We start from the raw sequence: 21,444 nt of genomic DNA on the forward strand, positions 1-21,444 counted from the left end.
TCTCAGAGCAGCGAGCCCTGTTCGGGCGGCTCTTCGGCCTTGCGGGCGCGGCGCGGCGGACGGCCGCCGATGGCCAGACGCCCGTCCCGGAACTCGATCTCCAGCGCGCCTGCCTGTTCCGCCGAGGCCCGGGTGGTGACCACCTGGCCGCCCGACCGGATCACGGCGAAGCCCCGGCGCAGGGTGTCCTGATAGCTGAGCCCCGCGCGCATCCTCTCCAGCGCTTCGAGCCGCGCGCGGCGCCGGTCGAAATCGCTGGCAAGCGCTGCGCGAAGCCGCGCCTCAAGCCGGGCCAGCGCCTCCTGCCCCGAGACGGTGCGGCGGTCCAGAAGCTCCGGACGCAGTCGGCGGGACAGGGCCACAAGCTCGGCGCGACGCTGACGGACCAGCCGGTCGAGCGCAGGAGCGATGCGGGCGGCGCGGTCCTCGGTCCGGCGGCGTTCGTCCGCGACCCGGCGGCGCAACGCCGCGGGGCGCAGCACCGACGCCGCCTCGGACAGGCGCAGCCGCTCGCGCGCGACCCGGGCCGACAGCGCCGCGGGCAGCCGCTCGGCCGCGCGGTCCAGACGCTGGGCCGCGAAGTTCAGAAGCGTCTCGGGCCGGGGCAGCGCGCGGGCCAGATCCGCCAGCCGCTGGCGCCGCTGCGTCAACAGCCGCCCGAGTGCTGCCGAGCGCCGCGCCTCAAGGCCGTCGAGCGCGGCGATCAGATCGAGCCGCACCGGCACCGCCATCTCGGCCGCCGCCGTGGGCGTGGGCGCGCGCCGGTCGGCGGCATAGTCGATCAGCGTGGTATCGGTCTCGTGGCCGACCGCCGAGATCAGCGGAATGTCCGACTCGGCCGCGGCGCGCACCACGATTTCCTCGTTGAAGCCCCAGAGATCCTCGAGGCTGCCGCCGCCGCGGGCCACGATCAGCAGATCGGGCCGCGGGATCGCGCCGCCCTCGGGCAGCGCGTTGAAGCCCTGAATGGCGCGGGCCACCTCGGAGGCGCAGGCCGCGCCCTGCACGGCGACGGGCCAGATCAGCACATGGCGCGGAAACCGGTCGCCGAGCCGGTGCAGGATGTCGCGGATCACCGCCCCCGAGGGCGAGGTCACGACCCCGATCACCCGCGGCAGATAGGGCAGCGCGCGCTTGCGCTCGGCCGCGAAAAGCCCCTCGGCCGCCAGCGCCGCCTTGCGCTTTTCCAGCATCGCCATCAGCGCGCCGACACCTGCGGGCGCGATGTCCTCGATCACCATCTGATAGCGCGACTGGCCGCCAAAGGTGGTCAGCCGCCCGGTGGCGATCACCTCCATGCCCTCTTCGGGCCGGGTCGCCAGGCGCTGCGCGGTGCCCTTCCAGATGACCGAGGCCAGCACGTTCCGGTCATCCTTGAGATCGAGATAGATATGCCCCGAGCGCGGCAGGCTGACCCGCCCGACCTCGCCGCGCACGCGCACATGCGAAAAGGCGCCCTCGACCGTGCGCTTCACCGCGCCGGAGATTTCCGACACGGTGTATTCCGGGGAATTGGGGGGCGGGCCGCCGGGGGCCTCGTCGTCGATGAGATCGGACATGGACCTTTCGTGCCGAAAATCCCCGGCGTGTTCAACTGTCCTTGTGTCCTTGTGCCTCTCCCGTCGCGCGGTGCAGCTTAGGCCGGCACCGGCCCCAGCGACAGCTCGCGCAGATAGACCGAGACACCGCGCGGCGTGTTCAGGTCGACCCGCATCGCGCCCCGCGTGGTCCAGGCCAGATAATCGGCGCCCTGCACCAGAGCCGCCTCGGTCGCCGGCCCGAAGGCGCCGTCGATCCGCGCCGCGTAAAGCCCGACCTCGCGCAGCTCGGCCTGAACCGCCGCGCGCTGGTCGGGGTCCAGCCGGCCGAACCCGGTTTCCAGCAGATCGGGGCGGTAGGCACCGGCCGTACGGCGGTGCGGCGCGGGGGCGAAGGCAATGGCGCGTCGGTTCATCGGATCACCTGGCATGGAGAAATCGTTCGAGAGATCGGTTAACAGAAGGTTTACTCCCCTCATTTGCCTCGACCGCGGGGCATGGCTGGGGACAAACCAAGGCGATTTCGCGGTCGCTTGCCCGGGGCCGCCGCGCAGCCTACAAGGCGCCGGACGAGAGCTTGGCGAAAGGCGGCAGATGAACATCCTCATTCTCGGCGGCGGCGGGCGGGAACATGCGCTGGCCTGGGCGATCCTGCAGAACCCGAAATGCGACCGGCTGATCGTGGCGCCGGGCAATGCCGGGATCGCGGCCATCGCAGAATGCGCAGCGCTCGACATCGAGGATGGCGGCGCGGTCGCGGCCTTCGCCGAGGAGAACGCGGTCGATTTCGTGGTGATCGGCCCCGAGGCGCCCTTGGCCGCGGGCGTGGCCGACAGGCTGGAGGCGGCGGGCCTTCTCTGCTTCGGGCCAAGCCAGGCGGCCGCGCAGCTCGAAAGCTCGAAAAGCTTCACCAAGGCCGTCTGCGATGCCTGCAACGCGCCGACCGCAAGCTATGGCCATTTCACCGATGCCGAGGCCGCGAAGACCCATATCCGCGCCGCGGGCGCGCCCATCGTGGTCAAGGCCGACGGGCTGGCAGCCGGCAAGGGCGTGATCGTGGCCCAGACCCTGGCCGAGGCCGAGGCCGCCATCGACGACATGTTCGGCGGCGCCTTCGGCGGCGCGGGCGCCGAGGTGGTGATCGAGGAATTCATGGAGGGCGAGGAAGCCTCGTTCTTCGTCCTGTGCGACGGCACCGACGTGCTGGCCATCGGCACCGCGCAGGACCACAAGCGCGTGGGCGAGGGCGATACCGGCCCCAACACGGGCGGCATGGGCGCCTATTCCCCGGCCCCGGTCATGACCGAGGCCGTCTGCGCCAAGGCCCTGGAAGAGATCGTCAAGCCGACCGTGGCCGAGATGGCGCGGCGCGGTACACCCTACAAGGGCGTCCTCTATGCCGGGCTGATGGTCCGGGACGGCCAGCCCCGGCTGGTCGAATACAATGTCCGTTTTGGCGACCCGGAAGCCCAGGTGCTGATGATGCGGCTTGGCGGGCAGGCGCTCGACCTGATGCTGGCCTGCGCCGAGGGCCGTCTGGCCGAGGCCCGCGTCAACTGGGCCGACGACCATGCGATGACCGTGGTAATGGCGGCAAAGGGCTATCCCGGCGCCTATGAGAAGGGATCGGTCATCGGCGGGCTCGACGCCCTGCCCGCCGACAGCTTCCGGATGGTCTTCCATGCCGGCACCCGCACCGAGAACGGCAAGGTGACGGCGGCGGGCGGCCGGGTTCTGAACGTGACCGCGCGGGGGGCAAGCCTCGCCGAGGCGCGCGAGCGGGCCTATGCGATGATCGACCGGATCGACTGGCCCGAGGGGTTTTTCCGGCGCGACATCGGCTGGCGGGCGCTCTAGCGCCCCGCGCTCAGATCAGCAGCACCAGCATCAGGATCGACACCAGCAGAAGCGCCATGCCGAAGATCTCGGCCGCGCGCAGTTTTTCCTTGAAGACAAGCACCGAGGCGAGGATCGAGAAGATCAGCTCGACCTGGCCGAGGCTGCGGACATAGGCCGCGTTCTGCAGCGCGAAGGCGGTAAACCAGCCCGCGCTGCCCAGCACGCCCGCCACCCCCACCGGCAGCACCGATGTCCAGGTGCGGGCCACCCGGGCCAGCTCGCCCGGTTCGCGCCAGGCCATCCAGGCCGCCATGGCCAGGGTCTGCATTGCGGTCACGCAGCTCAGCGCCATCAGCGCCCGCAACAGCGGGTCGGCATTGTCGACCTGCAGCGTCGCGCCGCGATAGCCGATGGCCGACAACCCGAACAGCCCGCCCGCCAGCAGCCCGAGCCCCAGCGCACGGTAGGAAACGCCCGCCCCGCGCCAGCCTCCCGGCGGGCGCGACAGCGCGATCACGCCCAGAACGCCGACCGCGATGGCCGCCATCCCCGGCGCCGAGACCGGCTCGCCCAGCAAAAGCGCCGAGAAGGCCGCAACCTGGATCGCCTCGGTCTTGGTGAAGGCCATCCCGACCGCGAATGACCGTTCCGAGAACAGCGCGACGGTGGCGAAGGTGGCGATGATCTGCGCCAGCCCGCCGGTCGCGGCATGGGCCCAGAAGGCGGGGGTCAGGCCGGGCAGCGCCTCGCCCCGGATCGCCAGCAGGGCGGCAAGCCCCGCCGCCGCCAGCGGCGCGGCGAAGACGAAACGGGAAAAGGTGGCCCCGGCGGTCGAAAGCCCAAGTCCCCTCAGCCGCTTTTGCAGCATGAAACGCACGGTCTGCACCGCCGCCGCCCCGAGGGTCACGATTACCCAAAGATCCACCTGGCTCTCCTCGTCGGCTCAGCGGCAGGCCGCCGCGGCGGCAAAGCCCGCCGGGCTGGCCGGATGCGGCAGCGCGCGGCGCGAGACCTGCCCGCCGCTCAGCCGCACCGCGATGACGCGCTGCCAGTCGGGATCGGCCAGCAGAAGTTCGGGGCCACCGCCGCAGGTCCGAAGGCCGCCCGAGATGACATCGTCGCCGATCCGGTGGTTGGTCAGCCCCTCGGCCACGGCCACCGGCACCAGACGCCCGGCCTCGAGCCGCCAGATCCGCAGCACCCGCGCCCGGTGCGGGCGGTCGACATAGGCAATCTCGATCCGGCCGTCGCCGTCGAGATCGGCCGCCCCGGCCGGGGCGAGCCAACGATAGGGCTGGCCGAGAAAGGGCGTCGCCGCGATCAGCCCGTCAGCGCCATAGACCGACAGACGCGCGCCCCGGGCGAGGTCGGTTTCGACCGCCAGAACCTCGGGAGCGCCATCGCCGTCGAGATCCGCGAGCCGGGGCGCCAGATCCTCGAAGACCCGGGTGTCGGGCAGGACGATCCGCCGGGTTCCGCCCGCCGACAGGCGGAGCACGAGGCTGCCCCATTCCAGCCGGTCGCCCAGCACCCCGTGATCGTAGCGCGCTGTCGGGTCGGCATAGCGAGCCGCGGCGATCCGCGCCGAGGCCCCGTCGCGGGCGGAGGCAGGCAGGGCCCCGGCCAGCAGCAACGCGGCCGCCAGCAGGGCCGCGCCGCGCATCAGATCTGCTTTTCGGGCATCTGCACGATCAGCCCGTCCAGGGCATCGGTGACCTTCAGCTGGCAGGTCAGGCGCGAGCGCTTGGGGTCGGTCGCATAGGCGAAGTCCAGCATGTCCGCCTCCATGTCCTCGATCGCCGGAAGCCGGTCGACCCAGTCGGGATGGACATAGGCATGGCAGGTCGAACAGGCGCAGGCCCCGCCGCAATCGGCGTCGATCCCGGGAACGCCGTTGTCGCGCGCGCCTTCCATCACGGTCAGCCCGCTGGCCACCTCGATGACATGCTCGGTGCCGTTATGTTCGATATAGGTGATCTTCGCCATCGCTGTCCCCTGCTCAAAGCCCTCTGTCGCGGCCGGGATAGTCGAGCCGTGCCGCTTTTTCCAGCGAAAGCGGAAAGGCTTGCGCGCACGCCCATATGTTCTATCTTTGTTCCGATGACCGCCCGACCCTACGACCCCGAAATGCCGCCCGCTCCGGACTGGCCCCGCCCGCCCCGGGCGATCCCGCACGGGCTGCTGGACCTGCCGCCCTCCGGGGCGCGGGTGACGGTGGCGGGGCTGGTGCTGGTGCGCCAGCGGCCGGGCACCGCCAAGGGCGTGATCTTCGTCACGCTGGAGGACGAAACCGGGGTCTGCAACGTGGTGGTCTGGGCCAAGGTGTTCGAGCGTTTCCGCCGGGCGGTGATCGCCGCGCGGCTGATGCGGGTAACGGGGCGCGTCCAGCGCGAGGCAGGCGTGACCCATGTGATCGCCGAGCATGTCGAGGACATCTCCGGGATGCTGGACGACCTGCTGCGCCCCGATCTGTACCGGGCGGGCGACCAGCCCTCCCAGGCCAGCCGCCCCGACTGATGCCGCAAAAGAAAGGGGCGCCCGTGCAAAGGCGCCCCCAGACGACCCGGAGGGGTCATATCCGAACCGGCCTATTCCCCGACCGACAGCGCCACGAAGCGCGGCTCTCCCTGACGGCGGACCAGCAGCAACAGCGACTTGCGCCCGGCATCGCGGGCCTCCTCGATCCGCTCTTGCAGATCGGCGGCGGTCGCCACCTTGCGTTGACCGGCCTCGGTGATGACATCGCCCGAACGGAGCCCCTTGGCATAGGCCTCGCCGGTTTCGTCGATATCGGTCACGGCCAGCCCGTCGGTCACGGTGCCGACACCCAGCTGGTCACGCAGCTCGTCGGTCAGCGGCACCAGCGTCATCCCGAGGACCTCGGCCGCTTCGGCTTCGGGCGCAGAGGGCGCGTCCGTGCCCGGGGCCGCCCCACCTTCGGCGGTCTCGCGCCGACCCAGCGTCACCAGCAAGGTCTGCGTCTTGCCCTGGCGGAAGACAATCACCCGCACCGCCTTGCCAACCGGCGCATTGCCCACCTGGCGCACCAGACCGTGGGTGTCCTGCACATCGATGCCGTCGAAGGACAGGATCACGTCACCCGACTGCATCCCGGCCTCGGCCGCCGGGCCTTCGGGCACATCGGTCACCACGGCGCCCCGCGCCTGATCGAGCCCCAGCGCCTCGGCCATGTCGGGGGTCACGTCCTGGATCCGCACGCCCAGCCACCCGCGCCGGGTCTCGCCGAATTCCTTGAGCTGCGAGACCACATTGGCCACCACCTCGGAGGACATGGCAAAGCCGATCCCGATCGAGCCGCCGGTGGGCGACAGGATCGCGGTGTTCACGCCGACGACCTCGCCCTCCATGTTGAAGAGCGGCCCGCCCGAATTGCCCTTGTTGATCGCGGCATCGGTCTGCAGGAAATCGTCATAGGTGCCGCTGAGCGCCCGGCCCCGGGCCGAGATGATCCCGGCCGAGACCGAGAACCCCTGCCCCAGCGGGTTGCCCATCGCCATCACCCAGTCGCCGACGCGCATCATCTCGCTTTTGCCGAAGGGCACGAAGGGCAGCGGCTTGTCGCTTTGCACCTTCAGCAGCGCGATGTCGGTATTGGGGTCGGTGCCGACCACCTTGGCCTCGAGCGTGCCGCCCTGAAAAAGCTCGATCTGGATCTCGTCGGCCTTCTCGATGACGTGGTTGTTGGTGACGATGTAGCCGTCTTCCGAAATCAGGAAGCCCGAGCCCAGCGCCTGGCTGCGTCGCGGCGGCATGTTGGGGCTGCCGTCGGGATTCATGAAATCGCGGAAGAAATCCTCGAAGGGCGAGCCCTCGGGCACCAGCGGATTCGACCCGGCATGGCCCTCGACGGTGGTCGAGGTGGTGATGTTGACCACCGCCGGGCTGACCTTGTCGGCAAGATCGGCAAAGCTCTCCGGCGCCGCGCGCGCCAGGGCCAGACTGGCCTGCGCCAGCAGCAGCGCCGCGCCCAGCAGCAGCGCCCAGACCGGACGCAGCCGTTCGGGCGACACGCCCCGGACCGAAAGGGAGATGGCCTGCGATGTCACCGATATGTCCTCCTGGAAGAAATGCCGACGGCCCCAGTGCAAGGGGCAGACGCTTGTGTCTTATGCGGCCTGGGGCGGCCTGCACGCAATACGGGTGCGGGTCCGCCCGCCTCAACAGGCCGTGAGCGGTCCCGGCCCCGAGTGTTTCATCCCCAGAGCGATCGGGCAAGCCAGACGATGGCGGTGCCCAGGGCCACCGCCCCCAGACCGATCGCCCGCCGCGTCTCGACCGGGATGCGTCGGATCAGCTCCAGCGCCTGTTCCAGACGCGAAGGGGCCAGTGCGAACACCAGCCCCTCGAAGACCAGGGCCATCCCAAGCCCCAGGACGATCATGTCCATCCTCAGTCGGACGCCGGAACCTGGGTCGGAGCCGGGGCGGCCGCGGGCCGGTTGGCCTGCTTGAGATACTCGAAGAACTCGCTGTCGGGCGACAGCACCATCGAGGCGTTCCCCTTGCCCAGCGCTTCCTTGTAGGCGTTGAGCGAGCGGTAGAATTCGAAGAATTCCTCGTCGGCGCCGAAGGCCTCGGCGAAGACCCGGTTCCGCTGGGCGTCGGCCTGACCGCGAATGATCTCGGATTCGCGCCGCGCGTCCGACACAAGCTCGACCACGGTCCGGTCGGATTGCGCCCGGATACGCTGCGCCGCCTCGTCGCCGCGGGCGATCTCGTCGGCGGCCTCGCGTTCGCGTTCGGCCCGCATCCGCGCGAAGGTCGCCTCGAGGTTCTGTTCCGGCAGGTCGGTACGCTTGAGCCGAACGTCCACGATCTCGAGCCCCAGCCCCTGCGCCTCCTCGGCGGCGGCGTTGCGGATCCGCATCATCAGCGCGGCCCGGTCGGAACTGAGAATGTCGTTGGACGAGACCGAGCCCAGCACTTCGCGGGTATTGGCGCGCAGCACGCTGTCGAGCCGGTCCTCGGCGGCACGGATGCCGCCCACGCCGACCGCCTGACGGAACCGGACCACATCGGCGATGCGGTACCGGGCGAAGGCGTCGACCACCAGGCGGCGGTCGTCCGAGGGCGTCACCTCCAGCGGGTCGATATCGCGGCTGAGGATGCGGTCGTCATATTTCACCACTTCCTGGATCAGCGGGACCTTGAAGGCGAGCCCCGGCTCGGCCTTGACCGCCCTGACCTGACCGAACTGCAGCACCAGTGCGCGTTCGCGTTCGTCGACGATGAAGACCGAGGACAGGGCCGTCGCCCCCACCAGGATCGCAAGAGGGATCAGGAATGCCGATTTCTTCATGGATCAGTTCCCCCCTCTGGCGGAATCGGTGCGACGAAGATCGTTCAGGGGCAGGTAGGGCACCACGCCGCCCGTTCCGGTCAGGTCCTTGTCGAGCATGATCATGTCGACCTTGCCCAGCACCTCTTCCATGGTTTCCAGATAAAGCCGCTTGCGGGTGACCTCGGGCGCCTTGGTGTATTCGTCCAGAACGGCGCTGAAACGGCTGGCCTCGCCCTCGGCCTCGTTCACGACGCGGGCGCGATAGCCTTCGGCCTCTTCGAGGATCTGCGCCGCCTCGCCGCGCGCACCGGCGACGACGCGGTTGGCATAGGCATCGGCCTGTTTCTCGAGCCGGTCGCGTTCCTGTTCGGCGGCCTGCACCTCGCGGAAGCTGTCGATGACTTCCTTGGGCGGATCGGCCTTGTCGAAGTTGACGCGGACGACGTTCATGCCGGAATCGTAGCTGTCGAGCGTCTGCTGGATCAGGTCCGTCAGCCGCGAGGCAATCAGGCCGCGGTCGCGGTTCAGGATCGGCGCCAGTTCGGACTGGGCGATGATCTCGCGCATCGCCGATTCCGACACCGCACGGATGGTCTGGCGCGGGTCGCGCAGGTTGAACAGGAACTTCGCCGGATCGTTGATGTTCCACACCACCTGGAAGTCGATATCGACGATGTTCTCGTCGCCGGTCAGCATCAGCCCGGCATCGGCGCCGGCCCGGCCCACGCCCATGTCCTCGGTCTGTTCGCGGGTGACCGGGATGACCTCGGCGCTGACCACCGGCCAGGGCGCGAAGTTCAGACCCGGATTGCCGGTCTGCAGATAGCGGCCGAGGAAAAGCTCGACCGACTGTTCCTCGGGTTTCACGGTGTAGAACGACGCCCAGCCCCAGGCCACGCCCGCAGCCAGCACCGCAAGGGCGACGCCGCTTCGGGTCAGTTTCGGGCCGCCGCCGCGTCCGCCGCGCCCGCCCATCAGGACGCGCAGCTGTTCCTGGCCCCGGCGCATCAGCTCGTCGATTTCAGGGATCTGGGGCGGCTCGTCGCCCGGGCCGCGCCCTCCGCCGCCCCGGTTGCCTCCGCCGCCCTGTCCGGAGCCTCCGCTCCCCCAGGGACCGCCACTATTTCCAGCCATATGGGGTCTTACCTCTTGTCTTGCCCAATCTCGTTCTCGTGTTCGCGATGTCTGCTGTAACTGGTCACCGCGCGCCCGAATTCAACCCGTCCGGACCGGCGCCTTCAGCGTCACCAGCTCTTCGGCCATGGTCGGATGCACCGCGACCGTCCGGTCGAAGTCCTCTTTGGTGGCGCCCATCTTGATCGCCACCGCCGCCAGCTGGATCATTTCCGCCGCGTGATCGGCCACGATATGACAGCCCAGAACCTTGCGGCTGCCGATCTCGACGATCAGTTTCATCATCACCCGGTCGGGTTGCCCGGCAAAGCCCGACTGCATCGGCCGGAAGGCGGTCGAATAGACCTCGATCGGGCCGTGGCTGCGCGCTTCTTCCTCGGTCATGCCGACCGCGCCGTATTCGGGCTGGGTGAAAACCGCACCCGGCACCAGCTCGTGATCGGCGCGGGTGGGGTTGGCCTTGAAGACGGTCTCGACGAAGGCCGCGCCCTCGCGGATCGCGACCGGGGTCAGCGCGATCCGGTCGGTCACGTCGCCCACCGCATAGACCGAGGGCACCGAGCTTTGCGACCAGGCATCGACCTCGACCGCGCCGTTCTGCTTCAGCCGCACGCCCGCCTCTTCAAGCCCCATGCCGTCCGTATTGGGCCGCCGTCCGGTGGCGAACAGCACCGCGTCGAAGACCGCGTCGCGCCCGTCGGTGGCCTTGACCCAAAGCCCGTCCTCGACCCGGTCGATGCGCTGCACGTTGCAGCCGACGCGCAGGTCCACCCCCTGGGCGCACATCGCGCCCGCGATATGGCCGCGCGCCTCCTCGTCGAAGCCGCGCAGGATCTGCGCGCCGCGATAGAACTGCGTGACCTCGACCCCGAGTCCGTTGAGAATGCAGGCGAATTCGCAGGCGATATAGCCGCCGCCGACGATCAGGATGCGTTTCGGAAGGCTCTCGAACAGGAACACGTCATTCGAGGTGATCGCCAGATCGGATCCCGGAAATTCGGGCACGAAGGGCCGTCCGCCGGTCGCGATCAGGATATGGCGCGCGGTCTTCTCGATGCCATTGGCCAGCCGCACCGTATGCGGATCGGCCAGCACCGCGCGGCTGTCGAAGATCTCGACGCCCGCGCGCTCGAGATTGCCCCGGTAGACGCCTTCCAGCCGGGTCAGTTCGTCGTCGAGCCGCGCCCGGAAGACCGTCCAGTCGAACTCGCCCGCCTGCGCCTGCCAGCCATAGGCGCGCGCCTCCTCGAGGACGCGCGGATAGCCCGAGGCATAGACCATCAGTTTTTTCGGCACGCAGCCGCGGATCACGCAGGTGCCGCCCATCCGGTATTCCTCGGCCAGCCCGACCCGGGCGCCCGCCTCGGCCGCCGCCAGCCGCGCCGCGCGCACCCCGCCCGAGCCGCCGCCGATGACGAACAGATCGTAATCGAAGCTCATGTCCCCTCCCTCAGAGATCGGCGAAGAGATTGTCGCTTTCGGCCAGCTCGACCCGGCCCTCCTCGCTGCCCTCGGCATCGCGCAGCTCGGCCCGTCCGTCGGGGTGGCCGATCACCACCGCGTCGCAGATGTCGATGAACAGCCCGTTCTCGACCACGCCCGGGATCTGGTTCAGCAGAAGCGCCAGCTGGCGCGGATTGCCGATCCGGCCCAGATGCAGGTCCAGAACCAGATTGCCCTCGTCGGTCCGGAGCGGCGTCTCGCCCGCCATCCGAAGCGTGATATCGCGGCCCAGGACGTCAAGCCCCTCCAGCGCCTCGGCGATCAGCTTGCGGCTGGCCGTCCAGCCGAACCCGATGACCTCGACCGGCAGAGGAAACGCCCCGAGCTGGGCCACCGCCTTGGCGGGATCGGCGATCACCACCATCCGGTCGGACGCGGTCGCCACGATCTTTTCCTGCAGATGCGCGCCGCCGCCCCCCTTGATCAGGTTGAAGGCCGGATCGAATTCGTCGGCGCCGTCGATGGTCAGATCGAGCCAGCGCGCATCTTCAAGACTGACGACGTCGATGCCGACCTCGCGGGCCAGCGCCGCGGTCCGGCTCGAAGTCGGCACGGCGGTGATCGACAGCCCCTCGTTGCGGACCCGCGCGCCAAGGCTTTTCACCAGCCAGGCGGCGGTCGAGCCGGTGCCGAGCCCGACGCGCATGCCGTCCTCGACCAGATCGGCAGCGCGGCGCCCGGCGACGTATTTGGCCATTTCTATGGGGGAAAGCTCTGCGCCCATGGTCCCACTCCTCTTGCAGTCCCAGCCGTTATAGACGCCCACCGCCAGCGCGGCGAGGCCGAATTGCCCGACACGCTGGGCGGGTTGCGAGAGCGGGAAAGACAGGGAGAGGGTCGTCGGGGCCGCGGCCGTCCATTCCGGCGCCGACCGGACCCCGGGGACCAGACTGGCAGGGAAGACTTGCCGTCGGGTTACCGATCCGCGCGGAGCGCCGCGATCACCGCTTGCAACATCTCGGGAAACCGGGCGCGGTCGCCCGGGGAAAGGCGCGCCAGCGCGCGGGCATTGACCTCGGTCGCGGCCTCGGTCGCTGGCGCCTCCAGCGCGCGGGCCCGGGCGGTCAGCCGCACCCGGCGCGCGCGCCGGTCGGCCGCGTCGGGTTCTCGCATGATCAGCCCGTCGCGTTCCATCCGGTTCAGCGTGTTGGCCATGGTCGCCTGTTCCACATCCAGCCGTTCGACCAGGTCGCGCTGTGTCAGCCCGTCTTCGCGCCAGAGCTCCAGCAGCACCATGAACTGCCCCGGCATCAGGCCCAGAGGCGCGATCCGCCGGGTCAGCGCCGCCGCGAACAGCCGCGCCATGTGGTTGGCGAGATACCCCGCCGAGTCGTCCTTGTCGAAAACCATGGGCCGTTCTGGCATTGCATAGCCCGCTATTCAATGCCATATTGCATAGCAGGCTATCCATATAAGGGGAATCGTCATGGAACCGAAACCGACCGAAAGACTGCCTGCCCCAGGACTGCATGCCGCCGCCGGCACGCTGGGTCTTGTCCTCATCGCCGCCTTCTGGCTGTCGACGCTGGGCGCCGAGCTGTTCGGCACGCCCGCGCAGATCGCGGCGGTCAAAACCGCGATCCCCTACGGGCTTATTCTGCTGGTGCCCGCTCTGATCGCCGCCGGAGCGGGCGGAGCCCGGCTGGCGCAGCATCGTCGCGGCCCGCTTGTGGCCCGCAAGACCCGGCGGATGCGGATTGTCGCGATGAACGGCCTTCTGATCCTCGTGCCCTCGGCCCTGTTTCTGGCGCGCAAGGCAGCGGCGCAGGACTTCGACGCGGCCTTCGTCGTGATCCAACTGGCCGAGCTTGTCGCGGGCGCGGCCAACCTCATGCTTCTGGGCGCCAACCTGCGGGACGGCCTGGCGATGCGCGGTCTTCGCCCCGCTTTGCGCTGACTGCCCGCCGAAGGTCGCTTTCGGAATGGACTTGCGCCCGCCGCACGCCACCTTGAGCGGAAAGGGAGACGCGCATGTACCTGTCCGTTTTCGACATCTTCAAGATCGGCATCGGTCCCTCGTCGTCGCATACGATGGGGCCGATGGTGGCGGCCGCGCGATTTCTGGAAACCCTGCGCGGATCGCCCTTTAACCCGGTGGGCCTCCGCGCCTCGCTGCACGGATCGCTGGCCTTCACCGGGGTCGGCCATGCCACCGACCGGGCGGTGATCCTTGGGCTCGACGGGGTCACGCCCGAGGCCTATGACGCCGCCGCCGCCGAAACCGCGCTGGCACGGATCCGGGCCACCGCCGAGGTGCGGCCCGACGGGCTGCCGCCTTTGCGCTTCGACCCCGCGACCGACCTTGTCTTCGATTACGACCGCCCCCTGCCCGGGCACGCCAACGGCATGACGCTTTCGGCCACCGACGCCCAGGGCGACGTTCTGGCGACCGAGACCTATTATTCGATCGGCGGCGGCTTCGTGCGCACCGAAGCCGAGCTTGCGGCGGGCGACCCGGCCGATCAGGGCGCCGAACGCCCGGTCCCCTACCCGTTCAGCAGCGCGGCCGAGATGCTTGAGATGGCGCGCGCCTCGGGCCGGTCCATTGCCGCGATGAAGCGCGCGAACGAACTGACGCGAATGAGCCCTGCCGCGCTCGAGACCGGGCTTGCGCGGATCTGGTCGGCGATGTCGGACTGCATCGAGCGCGGGCTCGCCACCGATGGCGGCCTGCCGGGCGGGCTTGGCATTCGGCGCCGCGCCCATGCGATCCACAGCGCGCTGATGGCCGAGCGCGGCATGAACCTGACGCCGCCCCACACGATCAACGACTGGATGAGCGTCTATGCCATGGCCGTCAACGAAGAGAACGCCGCCGGCGGGCAGGTGGTGACGGCGCCCACCAACGGCGCGGCCGGGGTGGTGCCTGCCACGATCCGCTACTGGCTGAGCCATGTGCCCGCCGCACAGCCCTCGAAGATCGGGGATTTCCTGCTGACGGCCGCGGCCATCGGCGGGCTGATCAAGCATAACGCGTCGATCTCGGGGGCCGAATGCGGCTGTCAGGCCGAAGTGGGCTCAGCCTCGGCGATGGCGGCGGCGGGATTGGCGGCGGTGATGGGCGGCAGCCCCGAACAGGTCGAGAACGCGGCCGAGATTGCACTGGAACACCATCTGGGCATGACCTGCGACCCGGTGAAGGGGCTGGTGCAGGTGCCCTGTATCGAACGCAACGGGCTGGGCGCGATCAAGGCGGTTTCGGCGGCGTCGCTGGCGCTGCGCGGCGACGGACGGCATTTCGTGCCGCTCGACGCCTGCATCGAGACCATGCGCCAGACCGGCCGCGACATGAGCGAGAAATACAAGGAAACCGCGCTGGGGGGGCTTGCGGTCAACGTGCCCAACTGCTGACCGGACGCAAAAGGCGCGCCCGGTCCCAATCGGCTATTCGTTCATCTTGGAGAGTTTCTGCTGCAATTCGGCAAGCTGGCGCTTGATCTCGTTCAGCTCATTCGGCCCGCCCTCGTCATCGTCCTCGCCAGGACCTGAACCGCCTGCCCAATTGCCGGTCATCGCCTTCAGAAACGCCTCCTGCTGGGCCTGAAGCGCCTCGAAGCCGGGCATTGCCATCGGATTGATGCGGCCGAAATTCTCGATCATCTTCGACTGGCCGTCGCGCAGCATCTCGAAGCTCGCAGCCAGGAATTGCGGCACCACGCTTTGCGCCGAGGTGGTGTAGCTGCGCACGAGATCGTTCAGCACGTTGATCGGCAGGACGCTTTCGCCCTTGCTTTCATGTTCGGCGATGATCTGCAGAAGGTATTGGCGCGTCAGGTCGTCGCCGCTTTTCAGATCGACGATCTTCACGTCCCGGCCCGACCGGATCACCTTGGCGATGTCCTCCAGCGTCACGTAATCGCTGGTTTCGGTGTTGTAGAGACGGCGGCTCGCATAGCGCTTGATCAGCAGCGGCTCTTTCGCGTCGGTCACGGACTGTCCTCCCCCCGGTGCCTGCAATGCCCATGTTGCAGCGCAGAGAGCTTAGGCGCGCCCGCAGCAAAAAGAAAGGGCGGGCACGCAGCGTGCCCGCCCTTCCGGAATTGGTCCGGCGACAGGGAGGAGTGGTCGGCCGGACGCTCCGGCCGATCAGGCCTTGTCGGCCGCCATGGTCGCGGTGGCCTTCTTGGCGGTCTTGGTCGCCGTCGCGGTGGCTTTCTTCATCGCCGAGGTCGCATCCTCGGAGAAGTCCTTGCCCGCGGCCAGCATCAGCTCGACGGTTTCCATCTGAACCTTCTTCGCCACTTCCGCGAAGGCGGCCATGTTCTCGGCAGCCATCTCGGCCGAGGACGACGCGAAGTCGGTCATGGCCTTGGTGTAATCGGTGGGCTCGTCCTTGACGGTGGTCATCTCGCCGACCTTGGACAGGGTGTCCTTGGTCCACTTGGCGGAAATCTCGGTCGATTTCTCGGCGGCCTCAAGCGCGACCTTCGACATCTTCTCGGCCAGGGCAGCCTGGGTCTTGAAGGCGTCCTGCATGGTGGTCGGGTCCATCGAGAACACCGACATCATGTCCTGCATCATCTTGGTGAAATCTTGTGCATCAGCCATGGGTCTCTCTCCTCTTACGGGCATCAAGCGCCCGAACTCTGCTGTGATCCAAGGATTAAGATACACGCTGCAGTGCAGCATTTCAAGATGTTTATGCTGCACTGCAGCATTTCTGGCAAGCCTCTGATTCAGGGTGCCTTTTCACCCAGAACATAGGTTCCGGGGGCATCGCAGAGCGGCGCGCGCCCTCCGACTCCCGGATCTCGGGCGGGAATCTGCTTGCCCGAGCGGCGTTTCAGCCAGGCCTCCCAGCGCGGCCACCAGGACCCTTCCGTGAACTCGGCACTCTCGCGCCATGCCGCGGCCGCCAGATCCTTCATCGGGGCGTCGTTGACATAGTGGCCGTATTTCTTCTTGTCGGGCGGGTTCACGATGCCTGCGATATGCCCCGACTGCGACAGGATGAAGGTCTTGTTGGTCGACCCCATCTTGCGCACGCCCTCATAGCTTGACGCCCAGGCCGCGATATGGTCGGTCTCGCAGGCCACGGCGCAGAGCGGCAGCCGGACCTCCGAGATATGCACCCGCTCGCCGCAGATCTCGAACCCGTCGCTGGCGAACCGGTCCCCCTGACACAGCCCGCGCAGGTATTCGACCACCATCCGCGCCGGCAGATTGGTGGAATCCCCGTTCCAGTACAGCAGGTCGAAGGCGGGCGGAGCCTCGCCCATCATGTAATTGCGGATCGCGGGGCGGTAGATCAGGTCGTTCGAGCGCAGGAAGGAGAAGGTGCGCGACATGAAGAAACTGTCGAGAAATCCCTTCTGCGTCACCTCGCGCTCGATCCCGTCGACGAAATCGTTGTCGAGAAAGACCCCGACCTCGCCCTGGTCGGAAAAGTCGGTCAGCGTGGTGAAGAAGGTCGCCGACCGCACCGACGTATCGCCGCGCTTCTGCAGCAACGCCAGCGTCAGCGCCAGCGTCGTGCCCGCGATGCAATAGCCGACCGCGTTGACCTTGTCCTCGCCGGTGATCGCCTTCACCTCGGCGATCGCGGTCAGGTAGCCCTCCTTGACGTAGTCGTCCATGCCGACCTCGGCATAGCTGGCATCGGGATTGACCCAGGACACCACGAAGACGGTGTAGCCCTGCCCGACCAGCCAGCGGATCAACGATTTCGGCGGAGTCAGATCGAGGATGTAGAACTTGTTGATCCAGGGCGGGAAGATCAGAATCGGGGTGGCATAGACAGTCTCTGTCGTGGGCGCGTACTGGATCAGTTCCAGCATCCGGTTGCGGAACACGACCTTGCCCGGCGCGGTCGCCAGATTGCCGCCCACCTGAAAGGCCTCGCGATTGGCCAGCGTCACCAGAATTTCGCCGTCATTGGCCTCGATGTCGCGCACCAGGTTTTCCAGCCCGTCGACCAGCGACTGCCCGTCGGTCGCCACGGCGCGCTCCAGCGCCTCGGGATTGGTGCCGAGGAAATTCGCGGGCGACATCAGATCGACGATCTGCTGGGTGAAATATTCCAGCCGCTTGGCGTCGCGCGGCGCGAGCCCGTCGATATCCTTGACGGCGTTCGAGATCGCCTCGGCGCTCATCAGGTATTGCTGCTTGATGTAGTTGAAATAGGGGTGCGTCTGCCAGAGCGGGTTGGAAAAGCGCGGGTCCTTCGGGGTGTTGTCGGTCGGCGCCTGCAGCTTGCCACGCGCCAGCGCCTCCTGCGCCTCGACGAAATGCTTCAGTGCCTTGCCCCAGTAGGACACCTGATGCTCGATCAGCTTCGACGGGTTCTGCATCATCTCGGCCATGTAGGCGGCGGCCGCCTTCATGTAGAGATCGTGCCCCGGGGCCTGCAGGTTCGGATCGATCCGCCGCTTTTTCGCCACCGCGGCGACCAGCCTTTCGGTCAGGTCCTCCATCTTGGCGATGTTCTCGTTCAGCCGTTCGAGATTGGTGGCCGACAGTTCAGCCTTCGTTGCATCTTCTTTTGTTGTCACGGCGTTGTTTCCCCCTTAACCTTCGCAGATGCAGCATGGGCGCCCAGCCGACCGTTGCGGCCGGCCCCCGATATACCATCGCAGATGGAGTGGCGAATGAAATTCATGACGACCTACGACCTGATGGAAACCGCGCGCAATACGAACCAGTGGTTCGGAGCTACCGCCCGCGCGCTGGGGTCCTATCCGGCCGTCGCCATGGTTCCCTCCCCGCTCTTCCGGATGGTCGCCGCCTGGGGCGAGGTCACCGAACGCACCTTCGCCCGCATGGTGGCAAAGCCCGACTGGAACATCAACACCGTGGTGGGTGCGGACGGGCGCGACCATATCGTCTCGGTCGAGAAATGCGTGACCCGGCCGTTCGGAGATCTGATCCATTTCAAGGTGCATGGCCGCCCGCAGATGCGGCGCCGGGTGATGCTGGTGGCGCCGATGTCGGGACATTATGCCACCCTGCTGCGGTCGACCGTGGCAAGCCTTCTGCCCGATTGCGACGTCTACATCACCGACTGGCACAATGCCCGCGACATCCCGGTGTCGCAAGGCAAGTTCGATATCGAGGACTATACGCTTTATCTGGTCGATTTCCTCAAGTATCTCGGCCCCGACACCCATGTCATCGCGGTTTGCCAGCCCGCGCCCCTGGCGCTGGCCGCAACCGCCTATCTGGCCGGGGAAGACCCCGCGGCCCAGCCCCGCACACTGACCCTGATCGGCGGGCCGATCGACCCCGATGCGGCGGCCACCGACGTTACCGATTTCGGCCGCCGGGTGACCATGGGCCAGCTCGAACAACTCGTGATCCAGCGGGTCGGGTTCAAGTATGCGGGCGTCGGGCGGCTGGTCTATCCGGGCATGCTGCAGCTGGCCTCGTTCATGTCGATGAATGGCGACCGCCACACCCGCGCCTTCTCGGAACAGATCCTGCGCGCGGCCAAGGGCGAAGCGGGCGATCACGACAAGCACAACCGCTTTTATGACGAATATCTGGCGGTGATGGACATGACGGCCGAGTTCTATCTCTCGACGGTAGACCGGGTTTTCAAACGGCGCGAGATCGCGCGGAACGTCTTTTCGGTCGACGGGCGCAAGGTCGATATCGCGGCGATCACCGATGTCGCGGTCAAGACCGTCGAGGGCGCCAATGACGACATCTCGGCGCCCGGCCAGTGCATCGCGGCGCTCGACCTGCTGACCGGGCTGCCGGCGCACAAGAAGGCCAGCCATCTCGAAGCCGGGGCGGGCCATTACGGCATCTTCGCGGGCAAGAGCTGGCGCAACAACATCCGCCCGCTGGTGCTGGAATTCATCGACGCCAATTCGGGCGATCCGCAACCGGCGCGGGCCCATCTGAAATCGGTCTGACAAGGGGCCGCGCCCCGTGGGCGCGGGTATTTGGACCAAGAAGAAGACCCGAAGCGCCGATCCCGCGCGCGGACGGTCACGCAACCTCGAGGATGGCCGTCTCGATCAGGGCAAGCGTTTCGGGCGTCGAAAAGCGGTGATCGGCGCCCTTCACCAGCGTCAGTCGAAGATCGGGCGCCTCGATCCGGTCGAGCAGGCGCAGCGCGACGCTGAGGTCCACATCCTCGTCGGCGGTGCCTTGCAGGAGCCGCACCGGTACGTTGAACGCGAGGGGCGCGCGCAGCACGAGGTTCCGGCGTCCGTCCTCGATCAGGCGGCGGGTGATGACATAGGGGCTGTCGGCATAGGCCGAGGGGATCTCGACCCGGCCCGCCGTCATCAGCTCGGCCCGCTGGGCGTCCGAGAACCCGGCCCACATGCTGTCCTCGGTGAAATCGGGTGCGGCGGCGATGCCGACGAGGCCCGCCACGCGATGGGGCAGCGCGCGCGCCAGCAAAAGCGCGATCCAGCCGCCCATCGAGGACCCCACCAGCACCTGCGGCCCTTCGGTCAGCGCCCCAAGCGCGGCACGGGCATCGGCCGCCCAGTCGCCGATGGCCCCCTCGTCGAAGCGGCCCGAGCTCTGGCCGTGGCCGGAATAGTCGAACCGCAGGAAGGCGCGGCCCTGCGCCTTGGCCCAGGTCTCGAGATGGGTGGCCTTGGTGCCCTCCATGTCCGACATGAAGCCGCCGAGAAAGACGATGCCCGGCGCCCTGCCTTCGGTGCGGTGATAGGCCAGACGGCGGCCCTCGGGCGTGGTCAGCATCTGCGGTTCGGTCATCGGCCCCGGTCTCCTTCGCGGTCGTCTTGTTCTGCGCCCGGACGCTAGGCGCGCGGCCCGGCCGAGGCAAGGCCCGGCGGGGCGGCGGGCCTTGCGGAGACCGCCGAATTGGAGTTTTCTCCGGCCATGACTGGACCCCGTTTCACCCCGCTCGTCGACAGCCTTCCCGCCACCGTGCCGTTCGTCGGCCCCGAAACGCTGGAACGCGGCCGCGGCCGGCCGTTCCGGGCGCGTCTTGGCGCGAATGAGAGCCTCTTCGGCCCCTCGCCGAAGGCGGTCGCCGCGATGCAGGCGGCGGTGCGCGAGGTCTGGAAATACGGGGACGCGCAGAACCACGCGCTGCGCCAAGCACTGGCCGAGACGCATGGGGTCGCGCCCGACTGCATCATGGTCGGCGAGGGCATCGACGGGCTTCTGGGCTATCTGGTGCGGCTGGTGGTCGGGCCGGGCGACGCGGTGGTGACCTCCGAAGGGGCCTATCCGACCTTCAACTACCATGTCGTGGGCTTTGGCGGCGCGCTGCACAAGGTGCCCTATCGCGACGACCACGAGGACCCGGACGCGCTGATCGGGAAGGCCGCCGAACTGGGTGCCAAGCTGGTCTATCTGTCGAACCCCGACAACCCGATGGGCACCTGGCTTCCGGCCGGGCGGGTGCAGGCGATGATCGAGGCGGTGCCCGAGGGCACGCTGATGGTGCTGGACGAGGCCTATGTCGAATTCGCCCCCGACGGCACCGCGCCCGCCATCGACCCCGAAGATCCGCGGGTGATCCGGTTCCGGACGTTCTCCAAGATCCACGGGCTCGCCGGGGCGCGGGTGGGCTATGCCATCGCCGCGGCGCCGCTGATCGCCGCCTTCGAGAAGGTACGCAACCATTTCGGCATGTGCCGGATCAGCCAGGCCGGGGCGCTGGCCTCGCTGGCCGACACCGCCTGGCTGGCCGAGGTCAAGGCGCAGGTGGCCGAGGGACGTGCCATGATCGCCCGGATCGCCGAGGCCAACGGGCTTTCCCCCCTGCCCTCGGCCACCAATTTCGTGACGGTCGATTGCGGCGCGGACGGCGATTTCGCGCGCCGGGTGCTGGCCGAACTGACCGAACGCGATGTCTTCGTGCGCATGCCGGGGGTGGCGCCGCTCGACCGCTGCATCCGGATCGCCTCTGGCCCCGAGGATCAGCTGGCGGTGCTGGCCGAGGCATTGCCGAAGGCGCTGGAGGCCGCCCGGGGCTGAGCCCTGCGTTTACCCATCGTCCGGCGATTCGTGGCAGTCTGTCGTCATGTCAGACCGCCCCGATCATCCCGCCGACACGTTCTTCCGCGCCTTTCTGGTGTCGGGCTTCTTCGCCTTCTTCGTGTTGCTGGTCCTGGTCTGGGTGACTGCCGGTTACGGATGGGCGCTGGCGCTGGCCGGCGCGATCTGGTTCGCGCTGCATCTGGCCACCGCCTGACCG

General features: G+C 68.2%; 23 protein-coding genes. 7 read left to right on the forward strand and 16 right to left on the reverse strand.

The genetic code is table 11. The annotated features are described in order from the left end of the window. Positions 1 to 2 precede the first annotated feature (2 nt). Together xseA and DSD19_RS19990 are read right to left on the reverse strand one after the other, a co-directional pair. Positions 3 to 1,559 (reverse strand): exodeoxyribonuclease VII large subunit, encoded by a 1,557-nt coding sequence (gene xseA, locus DSD19_RS19985; RefSeq protein WP_113670855.1) that lies wholly within the window; start codon positions 1,557 to 1,559, stop codon positions 3 to 5. A 77-nt stretch (positions 1,560 to 1,636) separates the two neighbouring features. Then, the gene (locus DSD19_RS19990; RefSeq protein ID WP_075784920.1) at positions 1,637 to 1,954 is read right to left on the reverse strand and encodes a peptidoglycan-binding protein; all 318 of its coding nucleotides are present in this window, start codon (positions 1,952 to 1,954) and stop codon (positions 1,637 to 1,639) included. A 178-nt stretch (positions 1,955 to 2,132) separates the two neighbouring features. Between DSD19_RS19990 and purD the strand changes: the two genes are divergently transcribed. Continuing rightward, positions 2,133 to 3,395, forward strand: coding sequence for a phosphoribosylamine--glycine ligase (gene purD, locus DSD19_RS19995; protein WP_113670856.1), 1,263 nt, complete (start codon positions 2,133 to 2,135; stop codon positions 3,393 to 3,395). Between the two features lie 10 nt (positions 3,396 to 3,405). Here purD and DSD19_RS20000 read toward each other — a convergent pair whose 3' ends face one another. The 3 genes from DSD19_RS20000 to DSD19_RS20010 are packed head-to-tail and all read right to left on the reverse strand — an operon-like array spanning position 3,406 to position 5,363. Next, positions 3,406 to 4,302, reverse strand: coding sequence for an EamA family transporter (locus tag DSD19_RS20000; protein ID WP_075784918.1), 897 nt, complete (start codon positions 4,300 to 4,302; stop codon positions 3,406 to 3,408). Between the two features lie 18 nt (positions 4,303 to 4,320). Further along, positions 4,321 to 5,040: a VCBS repeat-containing protein gene (locus DSD19_RS20005; protein WP_243628169.1), complete on the reverse strand. Its 720-nt coding sequence runs from the start codon at positions 5,038 to 5,040 to the stop codon at positions 4,321 to 4,323. Beyond that, positions 5,040 to 5,363 carry a 2Fe-2S iron-sulfur cluster-binding protein gene (locus tag DSD19_RS20010; protein WP_075784916.1) on the reverse strand — a complete coding sequence of 108 codons (324 nt, stop codon included), beginning with the start codon at positions 5,361 to 5,363 and terminating at the stop codon, positions 5,040 to 5,042. The genes DSD19_RS20005 and DSD19_RS20010 overlap by 1 nt, the downstream gene beginning before the upstream one ends. Before the next feature lie 114 nt (positions 5,364 to 5,477). Here DSD19_RS20010 and DSD19_RS20015 point away from each other — a divergent pair, with 114 nt between their 5' ends. After that, a complete protein-coding gene (locus tag DSD19_RS20015) occupies positions 5,478 to 5,894 on the forward strand; it encodes an OB-fold nucleic acid binding domain-containing protein (protein WP_113670857.1) in 417 nt (138 codons plus the stop codon). Positions 5,895 to 5,965: 71 nt separating this feature from the next. On the opposite strand, the gene DSD19_RS20020 is transcribed toward DSD19_RS20015, so the two are convergent. The 7 genes from DSD19_RS20020 to DSD19_RS20050 all read right to left on the reverse strand — a co-directional run bounded on the left by DSD19_RS20020 (position 5,966) and on the right by DSD19_RS20050 (position 12,665). Then, positions 5,966 to 7,444, reverse strand: coding sequence for a Do family serine endopeptidase (locus DSD19_RS20020; RefSeq protein WP_113670858.1), 1,479 nt, complete (start codon positions 7,442 to 7,444; stop codon positions 5,966 to 5,968). Positions 7,445 to 7,590: 146 nt separating this feature from the next. Next, on the reverse strand, positions 7,591 to 7,785 hold the full coding sequence (locus DSD19_RS20025; RefSeq protein ID WP_075784913.1) for a DUF2065 domain-containing protein: 195 nt from the start codon (positions 7,783 to 7,785) through the stop codon (positions 7,591 to 7,593). A gap of 2 nt (positions 7,786 to 7,787) precedes the next feature. Then, the gene (gene hflC, locus DSD19_RS20030; protein WP_113670859.1) at positions 7,788 to 8,696 is read right to left on the reverse strand and encodes a protease modulator HflC; all 909 of its coding nucleotides are present in this window, start codon (positions 8,694 to 8,696) and stop codon (positions 7,788 to 7,790) included. Between the two features lie 3 nt (positions 8,697 to 8,699). Then, the gene (hflK, locus tag DSD19_RS20035) at positions 8,700 to 9,812 is read right to left on the reverse strand and encodes an FtsH protease activity modulator HflK (protein ID WP_113670860.1); all 1,113 of its coding nucleotides are present in this window, start codon (positions 9,810 to 9,812) and stop codon (positions 8,700 to 8,702) included. Positions 9,813 to 9,893: 81 nt separating this feature from the next. Beyond that, positions 9,894 to 11,252 carry a glutathione-disulfide reductase gene (gor, locus tag DSD19_RS20040; RefSeq protein WP_113670861.1) on the reverse strand — a complete coding sequence of 453 codons (1,359 nt, stop codon included), beginning with the start codon at positions 11,250 to 11,252 and terminating at the stop codon, positions 9,894 to 9,896. A 10-nt stretch (positions 11,253 to 11,262) separates the two neighbouring features. Continuing rightward, a complete protein-coding gene (rpiA, locus tag DSD19_RS20045; protein ID WP_113670862.1) occupies positions 11,263 to 12,039 on the reverse strand; it encodes a ribose-5-phosphate isomerase RpiA in 777 nt (258 codons plus the stop codon). A 191-nt stretch (positions 12,040 to 12,230) separates the two neighbouring features. Continuing rightward, a complete protein-coding gene (locus tag DSD19_RS20050; protein WP_075784908.1) occupies positions 12,231 to 12,665 on the reverse strand; it encodes a MarR family winged helix-turn-helix transcriptional regulator in 435 nt (144 codons plus the stop codon). Positions 12,666 to 12,741: 76 nt separating this feature from the next. Here DSD19_RS20050 and DSD19_RS20055 point away from each other — a divergent pair, with 76 nt between their 5' ends. Both DSD19_RS20055 and DSD19_RS20060 read left to right on the forward strand, forming a co-directional pair. Further along, positions 12,742 to 13,212, forward strand: a complete 471-nt coding sequence (locus DSD19_RS20055) for a hypothetical protein (RefSeq protein WP_113670863.1) — start codon at positions 12,742 to 12,744, stop codon at positions 13,210 to 13,212. A gap of 74 nt (positions 13,213 to 13,286) precedes the next feature. After that, on the forward strand, positions 13,287 to 14,666 hold the full coding sequence (locus DSD19_RS20060; RefSeq protein WP_113670864.1) for an L-serine ammonia-lyase: 1,380 nt from the start codon (positions 13,287 to 13,289) through the stop codon (positions 14,664 to 14,666). Between the two features lie 33 nt (positions 14,667 to 14,699). On the opposite strand, the gene phaR is transcribed toward DSD19_RS20060, so the two are convergent. The 3 genes from phaR to phaC all read right to left on the reverse strand — a co-directional run bounded on the left by phaR (position 14,700) and on the right by phaC (position 17,806). Further along, complete coding sequence (gene phaR / locus DSD19_RS20065) at positions 14,700 to 15,245, reverse strand: polyhydroxyalkanoate synthesis repressor PhaR (RefSeq protein WP_075784905.1); 546 nt, start codon at positions 15,243 to 15,245, stop codon at positions 14,700 to 14,702. Positions 15,246 to 15,401: 156 nt separating this feature from the next. Continuing rightward, entirely contained in the window at positions 15,402 to 15,863 is a 462-nt protein-coding gene (locus DSD19_RS20070; protein WP_113670865.1) for a phasin family protein, read from the reverse strand. A gap of 128 nt (positions 15,864 to 15,991) precedes the next feature. Beyond that, positions 15,992 to 17,806, reverse strand: coding sequence for a class I poly(R)-hydroxyalkanoic acid synthase (phaC, locus tag DSD19_RS20075; RefSeq protein ID WP_371412646.1), 1,815 nt, complete (start codon positions 17,804 to 17,806; stop codon positions 15,992 to 15,994). Between the two features lie 96 nt (positions 17,807 to 17,902). Between phaC and phaZ the strand changes: the two genes are divergently transcribed. Next, on the forward strand, positions 17,903 to 19,171 hold the full coding sequence (gene phaZ, locus DSD19_RS20080; protein ID WP_113670866.1) for a polyhydroxyalkanoate depolymerase: 1,269 nt from the start codon (positions 17,903 to 17,905) through the stop codon (positions 19,169 to 19,171). A 76-nt stretch (positions 19,172 to 19,247) separates the two neighbouring features. Here phaZ and DSD19_RS20085 read toward each other — a convergent pair whose 3' ends face one another. Further along, positions 19,248 to 19,991 (reverse strand): alpha/beta fold hydrolase, encoded by a 744-nt coding sequence (locus tag DSD19_RS20085; protein ID WP_113670867.1) that lies wholly within the window; start codon positions 19,989 to 19,991, stop codon positions 19,248 to 19,250. Between the two features lie 126 nt (positions 19,992 to 20,117). Here DSD19_RS20085 and DSD19_RS20090 point away from each other — a divergent pair, with 126 nt between their 5' ends. Continuing rightward, positions 20,118 to 21,224 (forward strand): pyridoxal phosphate-dependent aminotransferase, encoded by a 1,107-nt coding sequence (locus DSD19_RS20090; RefSeq protein ID WP_113670868.1) that lies wholly within the window; start codon positions 20,118 to 20,120, stop codon positions 21,222 to 21,224. A 46-nt stretch (positions 21,225 to 21,270) separates the two neighbouring features. Further along, the gene (locus tag DSD19_RS21965; protein WP_165828194.1) at positions 21,271 to 21,441 is read left to right on the forward strand and encodes a hypothetical protein; all 171 of its coding nucleotides are present in this window, start codon (positions 21,271 to 21,273) and stop codon (positions 21,439 to 21,441) included. Positions 21,442 to 21,444 lie beyond the last annotated feature (3 nt).

It is taken from the genome of Rhodovulum sp. BSW8 (genome assembly GCF_003314725.1).
Classification (GTDB): Bacteria; Pseudomonadota; Alphaproteobacteria; order Rhodobacterales; family Rhodobacteraceae; genus Rhodovulum; species Rhodovulum visakhapatnamense.